This is a genomic window from Curtobacterium sp. PhB190 (assembly GCF_004365385.1).
In the GTDB taxonomy this organism is placed as follows: domain Bacteria; phylum Actinomycetota; class Actinomycetes; order Actinomycetales; family Microbacteriaceae; genus Curtobacterium.
The window spans coordinates 417424-428762 of sequence record NZ_SODN01000003.1 but is presented as its reverse complement, the minus strand read 5'-3'; the positions used below and the strand labels follow the sequence as shown (position 1 = coordinate 428762).

Here is an 11339-nt window from a genome sequence, read left to right as displayed (position 1 = left end):
TCGCTTCTTCCCTACTAAAAGAGGTTTACAACCCGAAGGCCGTCATCCCTCACGCGGCGTTGCTGCATCAGGCTTTCGCCCATTGTGCAATATTCCCCACTGCTGCCTCCCGTAGGAGTCTGGGCCGTGTCTCAGTCCCAGTGTGGCCGGTCACCCTCTCAGGCCGGCTACCCGTCGTCGCCTTGGTGAGCCATTACCTCACCAACAAGCTGATAGGCCGCGAGTCCATCCCCAACCAAAAAATCTTTCCACCACCAGACCATGCGGCCGGTGATCATATCCAGTATTAGACGTCGTTTCCAACGCTTATCCCAGAGTCAGGGGCAGGTTACTCACGTGTTACTCACCCGTTCGCCACTAATCCACCCAGCAAGCTGGGCATCATCGTTCGACTTGCATGTGTTAAGCACGCCGCCAGCGTTCGTCCTGAGCCAGGATCAAACTCTCCGTAAAAAAATACAGACCCAACACCCAAAGGGCATCAGACCGAGTTGATTCTGACTGTTGACTGTCTACTGACAATCTTCAATCCAAAAGGAATTGCATCATGACCTGAACAACCGAAGCTGCCCAGGCACGAGGTCAATCAATAAATTGGCATTGACAATGTGCACGCTGTTGAGTTCTCAAGGACCAGACGCACTCGCTCTTCGGCTCAGGTTCGAGCTCCAGCCACGAGGCTTGTGTACTTGGCTTGCCACCGGTGTGTCGTCGGACCCGGAGGTCCTGTGGCTCATCCCCGAGGGGAGAGAACCGGTGGGCTTGTCATCCTAGGCGTCGAAGCGATCGAGCACAAGGCGAGATCTGATCTTCAGTGGAGGATGGTCCCGCTTGAGGGCCGACGCGCTCTGGGCTTTCGCTCCAGCCGCTCCGCCGCACCTTTGGGGTGACGAGTAGGAACTTTACGCAGGCCTGGGCGAGTGTGCCAAGCCAGGCCCGATCCCGGGCGTGTCGCGTTGTGCAACACGCGTCGCCCGGGTGCCGGGGCGATCAGGCCAGCGTCACGCCGGCGAGGGTCTTCTTGCCGCGGCGGAGCACGAGGACTCCCCCGGGCAGGGCGAGGTCCGACAGCGGTGCGGTGGCGTCCTCGGCTCGGACGTTGTTCACGTACACGCCGCCCTGGTCGATCGCCCGCCGGGCTTCGCCGAGGGACTTCACGAGCTCGGTCTCGACGAGGGCCCGGGCCACGTCGGCGCCGGCCTCGATGGTGACCGACCCCGGCAGCTCCGCGATCGCCGACCGCAGGGTGTCCGGGTCAAGGGCACCGAGGTCCCCGTTGCCGAACAGCGCAGCCGCGGCGTCGATCGCGGCCTGGGTGGCGTCGACCCCGTGCACGAGCGAGGTGACCTCGAACGCGAGGGTCCGCTGCGCTTCGCGTCGGAACGGTTCGTCGGCGACCGCCTGCTCGAGTCGCTCGATCTCGGCACGGGACAGGAACGTGAACTCCCGCAACCGGGCGATCACGTCGGCATCCGCCGTGTTGAGCCAGAACTGGTACAGCGCGTACGGCGACGTCATCTCGGCGTCGAGCCAGATGGCGTTGCCCTCGCTCTTGCCGAACTTCGTGCCGTCCGAGTTCGTGATCAAGGGTGTCCCGAGCGCGTGCACCGTCGCACCCTCGGCACGACGGATGAGCTCCGTCCCCGAGGTCAGGTTGCCCCACTGGTCCGAGCCACCCGTCTGCAGCGTGCAGCCGTACTGCCGGAAGAGCTCGCGGTAGTCGAGGCCCTGCAGGATCTGGTAGCTGAACTCCGTGTAGCTGATCCCAGCGTCGGAGTTCAACCGCGCGGCGACGGCGTCCTTCTTGAGCATCGAGTTCACCCGGAAGTACTTGCCGACGTCGCGCAGGAAGTCGATGGCGGACATCGGCGACGTCCAGTCCAGGTTGTTCACCAGCCGGACGCCGTTGTCACCGTCCGGGCTCAGGAACCGTGACACCTGCCCCTGCAGACGCGCCACCCACTCGGCGACGGTCTCGCGGGTGTTCAGCGTGCGCTCCGCCGTCGGACGCGGGTCGCCGATGAGCCCCGTCGATCCCCCGACGAGCGCCAGCGGCTTGTGCCCGGCGAGCTGCAACCGACGCATGGTCAGGAGCTGCAGCAGGTTGCCGCAGTGCAGCGACGGTGCCGTGGGGTCGAAGCCGCAGTAGTACGTGATCGGATCACCGTCGAGGGCCTCTTGGAGTGCGGTCTCGTCGGTCGAGACCTGCACCAGACCGCGCCAGCGCAGTTCGTCCCACACCGAGGCGAAGGTGGGGTCGTTCTGCTGGCGCGTCAGGACGTCTTGAGCGGTATCACTGGACACCCCGCCATCGTAGCGGCGGCGCACCACCGACATCGCGCCGTCGACCGGGAGGCCCGTGGTGCGTCTGGGCCCACGCCGCCGGTTCCGGCGCGACGCGCCAGCGGCGGGCCGGCCGTGCCGGTGGGGATCAGTCGAGGGCACCCTTGTGCCGTCGGTACGTCGAGACCGTCGGGTCGCCCGTCAACCAGAAGCGCCAGGGGTACTGCGCACCGCCGGCGATGCCGCCGACGCCGGTGCGCGGTCCGCGCGAGATGCGCGGGACCGGACCCGTCCCGCCGGGGCCGGGTGCGGTCTCGGTCAGGAGTTCCTCGACGACCTGGGCCGGCGAGGCGGAGGCGAGCCGCGCCTCCAGGCCGGGTGCCAACGTGAGCACGAACGGACCGGACCCGTCGAGCAGCGAGGTGCCGTCGTCCTGTCCGAGCACCGCGCCGAGAGCACCACCGAGGTTGCCGGGGCCACGCGCCAACGCGACGTCGGCGACCGACGGGCCACGTAGTCCGCGTGCGGTGTCGACGCCCTCGATCACCTGCGCACCGCGGAGCAGGGAACCGGAGGAGGTGCCGGCCGGTGCACTCACGACGTTGACGCAGGTGTGGATGCCGTACGAGCGGTACGCGTACAGGGTGCCCGGCGAGCCGAACAGGTGGCGGTTGCGCTCGGTCGGACCGCGGTGGCCGTGCGAGCCGGGGTCGGTGGGGCCGAAGTAGGCCTCGACCTCGGTGATGCGCAGGGTCACGCCTCGGCCAGCGATCGTCGCACCGAGCAGCGCCGGTGCGATGCGCGGCGCCGGCTCGGCGAGCATCGCGAGCAGCCCCTCGGTCATCGCGTGAAGGGTGCGCCCTCGGCCAGGTCGTGGACGCGACGCGTGACGGACGCCAGCTGCTCGGCCACACGGTCCGGAGCGGTCCCGCCGACACCCGATCGGGACGCGACGCTGCCCTCGATCGTGAGCACGGCACGGACCCCGGGGGTCAGGTGCTCGGAGACCGACCGGTACTCGTCGTCGGTCAGGTCGTCGAGCTCGATGCCGCGCTGTTCGCAGTACCGGACCAGCGCACCGGACACCTCGTGCGCATCGCGGAACGGGACACCCTGGCGGACCAGCCACTCGGCCACGTCGGTCGCGAGCGAGAAGCCCTGCGGCGCGAGCTCGGCCATCCGGTCCGTGTCGAAGGTGAGCGTCGCGATCATGCCGGTGAAGGCTGGCAGCAGGACCTCGAGCGTGGCGACCGAGTCGAAGACGGGCTCCTTGTCCTCCTGCAGGTCACGGTTGTAGGCGAGCGGCAGTCCCTTCAGGGTCGCGAGCAAACCCGTCAGGTTGCCGATCAGACGACCGGACTTGCCGCGCGCGAGCTCGGCGATGTCGGGGTTCTTCTTCTGCGGCATGATGCTCGAGCCGGTCGAGAAGGCGTCGTGGAGCCGGACGAAGCCGAACTCCTTCGTGTTCCAGAGGATGACCTCTTCCGACAGACGCGAGACGTCGATGCCGATCTGCGCGAGGACGAACGCGAACTCGGCGACGACGTCGCGGGCGGCCGTGGCGTCGATCGAGTTGTCGGCCGGGCGGTCGAACCCGAGCTCCGCGGCGATCGCGGCGGGGTCGAGGCCGAGCGAACTGCCGGCGAGGGCACCGGCGCCGTACGGGCTCACGCTCGCGCGGCCCGCCCAGTCGCGGAGGCGCTCGAGGTCGCGGACCAACGGCCACGCGTGCGCCAGCAGGTGGTGCGCGAGGAGGACGGGCTGCGCGTGCTGCAGGTGCGTGCGACCCGGCATGATCGCTGCCGGGTGCTCGTTGGCCTGCTGGGTGATCGCGTCGACCAGGTCGATCACGAGCCGGCCGATGCGCCGCCCGTGGTCGAGCATGTGCATGCGGCCGAGCGTCGCGATCTGGTCGTTGCGGCTGCGGCCGGCGCGGAGCTTGCCGCCGAGTTCCGGACCGAGGTCGGCGATGAGGAGGCGCTCGAGGGCGCCGTGGACGTCCTCGTCGGACTCGTCGGGCTGCAGCGTGCCGTCGGCGTGCGCGGCCTCGAGCCGGTCGAGTCCGGCGAGCATGCGCTCGAGCTCGTCCGCCGTCAGGTACCCCGCCGTGTGCAGGGCCCGGGCGTGCGCGCGGGAGCCGGCGATGTCGTACGGGGCGAGCTGCCAGTCGAAGTGCGTCGACTTCGACAGCGCTGCCAGGGCCGCACTCGGGCCGTCGGCGAAGCGGGCGCCCCAGAGGGCTCCGGTGTTGGTGGCGTCGGTCTTCTCGTCGGTCATGTCGTCCTGCGTCGTTGTCGTCGGGCCGGGTGGCGGCGGGTGTCAGTTCGCCGCGTCGCGGCGGGCGGAGATCTTGCTGGGGAGCGACCAGAGTTCGATGAAGCCCTTCGAGAGGGACTGGTCGAACGTGTCGCCGGTGTCGTACGTGGCGAGGTCGAAGTCGTAGAGGCTCTGCTCCGAGCGACGGCCGGTCACCGTCGCCCGACCGCCGTGCAGCTGGAGGCGGACGTCGCCGGAGACGTGCTGCTGGGTGTGGTCGACGAAGGCGTCGAGGCTGCGCTTCAGCCCGCCGAACCACAGACCGCCGTAGACCAGGTCGGCCCACTCCGACTCGACACCGCGCTTGTAGCGGTTCACGTCGCGCTCGAGGGTGAGGCGCTCGAGCTCCTCGTGCGCCGTGATGAGCGCGATCGCCGCAGGGGCCTCGTACACCTCGCGCGACTTGATGCCGACGAGGCGGTCCTCGACGACGTCGATCCGACCGACGCCGTGCTTGCCAGCCACGGCGTTCAGCTCCTGCACGATCCGCAGCACGCTGAAGCGCTGCCCGTCGAGCGCCACCGGGACGCCGCGCTCGAACGTGATGGTCACCTCGTCCGGGTCGCGCGGGACGGCGGGGTCCTGCGTGTAGGCGTAGAGGTCCTCGGTCGGGGCGTTCCACGGGTCCTCGAGGAAACCCGTCTCGACCGCACGGCCCCACACGTTCTGGTCGATCGAGTACGGCGACCGCTGCGACTGCTGGATCGGCAGGGCGTGCTGCTCGGCGTACGCGATCGCCTTGTCCCGGGTCAGGGCGAGGTCACGCACCGGTGCCACGCTCCGCAGGTCCGGGGCGATCGCCGCGACCGCTGCCTCGAACCGGACCTGGTCGTTGCCCTTGCCGGTGCAGCCGTGCGCGACGCTGTCGGCGCCGAGCTGCTTCGCCGTCAGCGCGAGGTGCTTCGCGATGAGCGGGCGGCTCAGCGCCGACACCAGCGGGTAGCGCTTTTGGTACAGCGCGTTGGCCTTGAGGGCCGGCACGATGTACTCGTCGGCGTACTCGTCCTTGGCGTCGACCACGATCGACTCCACGGCCCCGCAGTCGAGTGCGCGCTGTCGGATCGCGTCGAGGTCCTCGCCGCCCTGGCCGACGTCGACCGCGAGTGCCACCACCTCTTTGCCGGTGGCGTCACGCAGCCAGCCGATCCCGACGGAGGTGTCGAGGCCGCCGGAGTAGGCGAGGACGACGCGGTCAGCCATGCGGTGCGCCTACGCGGTCGCGGCGGTCGCCGTCGCGCCGTTCGCGGCGAGGAGCCAGGCCAGCAGCGCCTTCTGGGCGTGCAGACGGTTCTCCGCCTCGTCCCAGATGATGCTGCGCGGCCCGTCGATGACGTCGGCGGTCACCTCGTAGCCACGGTCGGCGGGCAGGCAGTGCATGAACACCGCGTCGTCGGCAGCGTGCGCCATCAGGGCGTCGTCCACGCGGTACCCGGAGAAGGTGTCGAGGCGCGACTGCTTCTCGGACTCCTTGCCCATCGACACCCAGGTGTCGGTGACCACGACGTCGGCACCGGCGACCGCTGCCACCGGGTCGGTGACGACCAGGACGGAACCGCCGGTCTCGGCCGAACGGTGCTCGGCGTCGGTGACGACCTGCGGGGACGGCGAGAACTCAGCGGGAGCCGCGACGCGGACGTGCATGCCCGCGGTCGCGCCGGCGAGCAGGTACGACTGCGCCATGTTGCTCGCGCCGTCGCCGATGAACGCCACGGTCTGGCCCGCCAGCGTGCCGCGGTGCTCGCGGATGGTGAGCAGGTCGGCGAGCAGCTGGCAGGGGTGGAAGTCGTCGGACAGTGCGTTGACGACCGGGACGGTCGTGCCGGCGGCCATCTCCTCGAGACCGGCCTGACCGTAGGTGCGCCAGACGATCGCCGACACCATGCGCTCGAGCACGCGGGCGGTGTCCGACGGGGTCTCCTTGCCGCCGAGCTGGCTGTTCGCCGTCGAGATGATGAGCGGGCTGCCGCCCAGGTCGGAGATGCCGACGTGGAACGACACCCGGGTGCGGGTCGACGACTTGTCGAAGATGACCGCGACGCTCTGCGGGCCGGCGAGGGGCTTCGCACCCCAACGGTCGGCCTTCATCTGGTCGGCGATGTCGAGGATCGCGGACTGCTCGGCCTGGCTGAGGTCGTCGTCCCGGAGGAAGTGGCGGGTCATGCGGAGGTCTCCTGGGCGGCAGCGACGGCCGCGAGGCTCTGGGCGAGGATCGACACGAACTCGTCGATCTCGGCGTCGGACACGATGAGCGGCGGCGCGAGGCGCAGGCTCGACTCGTTCGGGGCGTTGATGATGAGGCCACGCTCGAGGGCGGCGGCGTTCACCGCGGCCGCGATCGGGCCGGTGAGCCCGACGCCGATGAGCAGACCGGTGCCGCGGACCTCTTCGACGAGCGGTGAGCCGATGCCGGCGATGCCGGTCCGGATCCGCTCGCCCTTGACCACGGCGGCAGCGACGAGGTCCGCGCGTTCGATCTCCTCGAGCACCGCGTTCGCCACGCGGGTGCCGAGCGGGTTGCCGCCGAAGGTCGAACCGTGCTGGCCGGCCGAGAACAGGTCGGACGCCCACCCGAAGGTCACGAGCGCACCGATCGGGAAGCCGCCGGCGATGCCCTTGGCCACCGTGACGGCGTCGGGGGTGAAGCCGTGGCCCTGGTAGGTGAACCAGTTGCCGGTCCGGCCGACGCCGGTCTGGATCTCGTCGAGGATCAGCAGCGCACCGTGCTCCTCGGTCAGCCGGCGCGCGGCGAGCAGGAAGCCCTCGGGCAGGTCGACGACGCCGGCCTCGCCCTTGATCGGCTCGATGACGATCGCCGCGACCGTGTCGTCGATGGACGCCTCGAGCGCTGCGACGGTGGAGTCGATGTGCTCGACGCCCGGGATCATCGGCAGGAAGTCCTGCTGCAGCGCGGGCTTGCCGGTGAGCGCGAGTGCCCCCATCGTCCGGCCGTGGAACCCCTGCTTCAGCGCGAGGATGCGGGTCTTCTGCCCGTCGGCGCCCTTGTTCAGGCGCGCGAGCTTGAACGCGGCCTCGTTCGCCTCTGCCCCGGAGTTGCCGAAGTACACCCGCCCGGCGTCGCCCGCACCGGTGATGCGCTTGAGGCGCTCCGCCAGCTCGAGCTGGGGCGGCGTCGCGAAGTAGTTCGACACGTGCACGAGCTTCGCGGCCTGGTCGGCGATCGCCTCGACCAGCACGGGGTGCGCGTGGCCGAGCGAGTTGACGGCGATGCCCGCAAGGAAGTCGAGGTACTCGTTGCCCTCGACGTCCCAGACACGGCAGCCCTGTCCGCGCTCGAGCATGATCTTCGGCGGGGTCAGGGATCGCATGAGCGACGCCCCGAACCGGTCGTTCCAGGTCTCGGTCTGCGTCTCGCTGCTCACGGCTGCTGCCCCTTCTCGGTCGTGCTGGCCACGTGTTGGCCGGTGCTGGTGCTCGTCGACGGTGCTGCGACGCGTCGGCCGATCTCGGCGTGGGTCATCTGGTTCTCGGTGCGTCGGCTCGGGTCCGGGATCACCTCGGTGCCCGCACCGCGCAGGGTGAAGACCTCGAGCAGGATCGAGTGCGGGATCCGACCGTCGATGATCGTCGCGCCGCCGACCCCGCCGACCACGGCGTCGAGGCACGCGGTCATCTTCGGGATCATGCCCGACTCGAGGGACGGCAGGAGCGCGCGGAGTTCCTCGACCGCGATGAGGTCGACGAGCGAGTCACGGTCCGGCCAGTTGCGGTACAGGCCGGGGACGTCGGTGAGCATGATGAGCTTCGACGCACGCAGCGCGATCGCCAGGGCACCCGCGGCTGCGTCGGCGTTCACGTTGAGCGCCTGGTCCGGGTGGGCGTCGTCGATCGCGATGCTCGAGACCACCGGGATGCGGCCGGCCTCGATCGCGGCGAGCACCCCTGACGGGTCGACGTGGGTGATGTCGCCGACGTGCCCGAGGTCGTACTCCTGCCCGTCGACGACCACGCCCTTCTGCTCGCCGGTGAACAGGGACCCGCCGTCACCGAACACGCCGACGGCCAGGCCTTCGCCGTGCTCGTTCATCAGGTCGACGATCTCGCGGTTGACCTCGCCAGCCAGGACGTCGCGGACGACCGAGATCGCCTCGGTGGTCGTGACGCGGTAGCCGCCACGGAACTCGGACTCGATGCCCTGTTCCTTGAGCGCGGCCGAGATCTGCGGACCCCCGCCGTGCACGACGACGGGGTGCAACCCGGCGTAGCGGAGGTAGACCATGTCCTCGGCGAACGCACGCTTGAGGTCCTCGTTCACCATCGCGTTGCCGCCGAACTTGACGACGACGACCTTGCCGGAGAACCGCTTGAGCCATGGCAGGGACTCGATCAGGGTCGCGGCCTTGACGGCGGCGAACTCGTGCTCTTCTTCCTTCGTGAGGGGCGTCCCGGCCCCTTCGGTGTCGTTCGCCATCAGCTGGAGTACGCGCTGTTCTCGTGCACGTAGTCGTGCGTGAGGTCGTTGGTCAGGATCGTCGCCGAGTGCGTCCCGACGCCGAGGTCGATGCGCACGTGGGTGTCCCGCGGCGTCAGGTCGACGGTGTCGCTCGGCTGGTCCGGGGCGCCGGCGTGGCAGACCCGGACACCGTTCATGCTGACGTCGACCGCGTACGGGTCGAAGTCGGCGTCCGTGGTGCCGATGGCCGCGAGGACCCGGCCCCAGTTCGGGTCGTTGCCGAAGACGGCCGCCTTGAACAGGTTGTTGCGCGCGACACTCCGGCCGACGGTGACGGCGTCGTCTTCGGTCGCGGCGTGCACGACCTCGATCGCGATGTCGTGGCTGGCGCCCTCGGCGTCCTGCTGCAGCTGGCGGGCCAGGTCGGCGCAGACCGCGGTCAGGGCTTCCTGGAAGTCGCCGACCTCGGGCGTCACCCCGCTCGCGCCCGACGACAGCAGCACGACGGTGTCGTTCGTCGACATGCAGCCGTCCGAGTCGACGCGGTCGAAGGTGATGCGGGTGGCCGCGCGGAGCGCCTGGTCGAGCTGGTCCGGGGTCTGCACGGCGTCGGTCGTGATCACGACGAGCATCGTCGCGAGCCCGGGCGCGAGCATGCCCGCACCCTTCGCCATGCCGCCGACGGTCCAGCCGTCCTCGGTCACCACGGACTGCTTCGCCCTGGTGTCGGTCGTCATGATGGCCGTGGCCGCGTCCGGGCCGCCATCAGCGGTGAGCGCAGCGCCCGCGAGGTCGACGCCCCGGAGCACGTTGTCGCGGAACGTCTGGTCGCCCACCCCGATGAGTCCGGTGGAGCAGACGACGACGTCGCCCGCACCGATGCCGAGGGCGTCGCCGACGGCTTCGGCGGTCAGGTGCGTGGTCTGGAAGCCGAAGGGGCCCGTGAAGCAGTTGGCGCCGCCGGAGTTCAGGACGACGGCGCGCGCGACGCCGTCACCGACGACCTGGCGGGACCAGATCACCGGGTGCGCCTGCGCGCGGTTGCTGGTGAAGACCGCGGCCACGGCCGCGTCGGGGCCGTCGTTGACGACGAGCGCCACGTCCGGCTTGCCGCTGGTCTTCAGGCCGGCGGTCACGCCGGCAGCGCGGAAACCCGCTGCCGCGGTGACGCCCTGGAGGCCCGGTTCGCCCTGGGTGGGCTCGCTCACGTCGGTGAGGTCGGTCACGGTGCGACTCCGTCCACGCTGAGGCCCAGGGTCTCCGGCAGACCCAGGGCGATGTTGGTCGACTGGACAGCGGCACCCGCCGTGCCCTTCGCGAGGTTGTCGAGAGCCGTCACGGCGACGACGCGGCCTGCGGCCTCGTCCACCGCGATGCCGACGAGTGCGGTGTTCGCACCGATCGTGTCCGCGACCCGGGGGAACTCGCCCTCGGGCAACAGGTGCACGAACGGCTCGTCGGCGTAGGCCTGCTCCCAGGCGAGCCGCACGTCGCGGGCGCTGACACCCGGGGTGAGCTTGGCCGTCGTCGTCGCGAGGATGCCCCGCGACATCGGGACGAGCACGGGCGTGAACGAGATCGTCACGTCGGCAGCACCCGCCACGACCAGGTTCTGCTGGATCTCCGGGACGTGCCGGTGCGTGCCGCCCACCGCGTAGGCGCTGGCGGAACCCATGATCTCGGACGCCAGGTAGGTGTTGGCGAGCTTCTTGCCGGCACCGCTCGGGCCGACGCTCAGCACGGCGACGATGTCGTCCGACTCGACGAGCCCGGCCTGGATGCCCGGCTGGATGCCGAGCGTCACCGCGGTGACGTTGCACCCGGGGACCGCGATCCGCTTGGTGCCGACCAGGGCCGAACGCTGCTTGCCCTGCGACGCGATGTCCTCGACCTCGCGCCACTCGTCGGCCGAACCCGGGGTCGGGGCGGCGAGCAGGAGCTCCGGCAGGCCGTAGGTCCAGGCGCCGTGGTAGTCACCGCCGTAGAACTGCTCCCAGGCCGCGGCGTCCGTCAGACGGTGGTCCGCGCCGCAGTCCACCACGAGGGCGTCGTCCCCGAGCTCCTCGGTGATCGCCCCCGACTGACCGTGCGGCAGCGCCAGGAACACGACGTCGTGCCCGCGGAGCGTCTCGGCCGTCGTCTTCTCGAGGGTCAGGTGCGACAGCGACCGGAGGTGCGGCTGTGTCGCGATCAACGGCTGTCCGGCGTTCGAGAACGCCGTCACCGTCCTGACGTCGAACTCGGGATGGGCGGAGAGCACGCGCAGGAGCTCACCACCCGCGTAGCCGGAGGCTCCCGCCACGGCGACGGATACGGACATGGGATTCCA

Annotated in this window: 9 protein-coding genes and 1 rRNA gene; all 10 read right to left on the bottom strand. The window is 69.9% G+C overall.

Features of this window, described 5'->3' with window-relative positions; genetic code table 11:
• Nucleotides 1–453, bottom strand: a 16S ribosomal RNA gene (locus tag EDF47_RS07355); the annotation flags it as partial.
• A gap of 537 nt (nucleotides 454–990) precedes the next feature.
• On the bottom strand, nucleotides 991–2304 hold the full coding sequence (gene tyrS, locus EDF47_RS07350) for a tyrosine--tRNA ligase (protein WP_123338478.1): 1314 nt from the start codon (nucleotides 2302–2304) through the stop codon (nucleotides 991–993).
• Between the two features lie 127 nt (nucleotides 2305–2431).
• Nucleotides 2432–3127 (bottom strand): DNA-3-methyladenine glycosylase, encoded by a 696-nt coding sequence (locus tag EDF47_RS07345; protein ID WP_133938872.1) that lies wholly within the window; start codon nucleotides 3125–3127, stop codon nucleotides 2432–2434.
• Nucleotides 3124–4560, bottom strand: a complete 1437-nt coding sequence (gene argH / locus EDF47_RS07340; RefSeq protein WP_131877369.1) for an argininosuccinate lyase — start codon at nucleotides 4558–4560, stop codon at nucleotides 3124–3126. Before argH ends, EDF47_RS07345 begins: the two co-directional genes overlap by 4 nt.
• Before the next feature lie 42 nt (nucleotides 4561–4602).
• The gene (locus EDF47_RS07335; RefSeq protein ID WP_131877371.1) at nucleotides 4603–5799 is read right to left on the bottom strand and encodes an argininosuccinate synthase; all 1197 of its coding nucleotides are present in this window, start codon (nucleotides 5797–5799) and stop codon (nucleotides 4603–4605) included.
• Between the two features lie 9 nt (nucleotides 5800–5808).
• A complete protein-coding gene (gene argF / locus EDF47_RS07330; protein ID WP_131877373.1) occupies nucleotides 5809–6759 on the bottom strand; it encodes an ornithine carbamoyltransferase in 951 nt (316 codons plus the stop codon).
• Nucleotides 6756–7979 carry an acetylornithine transaminase gene (locus EDF47_RS07325; protein WP_131877375.1) on the bottom strand — a complete coding sequence of 408 codons (1224 nt, stop codon included), beginning with the start codon at nucleotides 7977–7979 and terminating at the stop codon, nucleotides 6756–6758. The genes argF and EDF47_RS07325 overlap by 4 nt, the downstream gene beginning before the upstream one ends.
• Entirely contained in the window at nucleotides 7976–9028 is a 1053-nt protein-coding gene (argB, locus tag EDF47_RS07320) for an acetylglutamate kinase (RefSeq protein WP_123293376.1), read from the bottom strand. The genes EDF47_RS07325 and argB overlap by 4 nt, the downstream gene beginning before the upstream one ends.
• On the bottom strand, nucleotides 9028–10236 hold the full coding sequence (gene argJ / locus EDF47_RS07315) for a bifunctional glutamate N-acetyltransferase/amino-acid acetyltransferase ArgJ (RefSeq protein ID WP_243649977.1): 1209 nt from the start codon (nucleotides 10234–10236) through the stop codon (nucleotides 9028–9030). Before argJ ends, argB begins: the two co-directional genes overlap by 1 nt.
• A complete protein-coding gene (locus EDF47_RS07310) occupies nucleotides 10233–11330 on the bottom strand; it encodes an NAGSA dehydrogenase family protein (RefSeq protein WP_132099013.1) in 1098 nt (365 codons plus the stop codon). Before EDF47_RS07310 ends, argJ begins: the two co-directional genes overlap by 4 nt.
• Nucleotides 11331–11339: the final 9 nt, after the last annotated feature.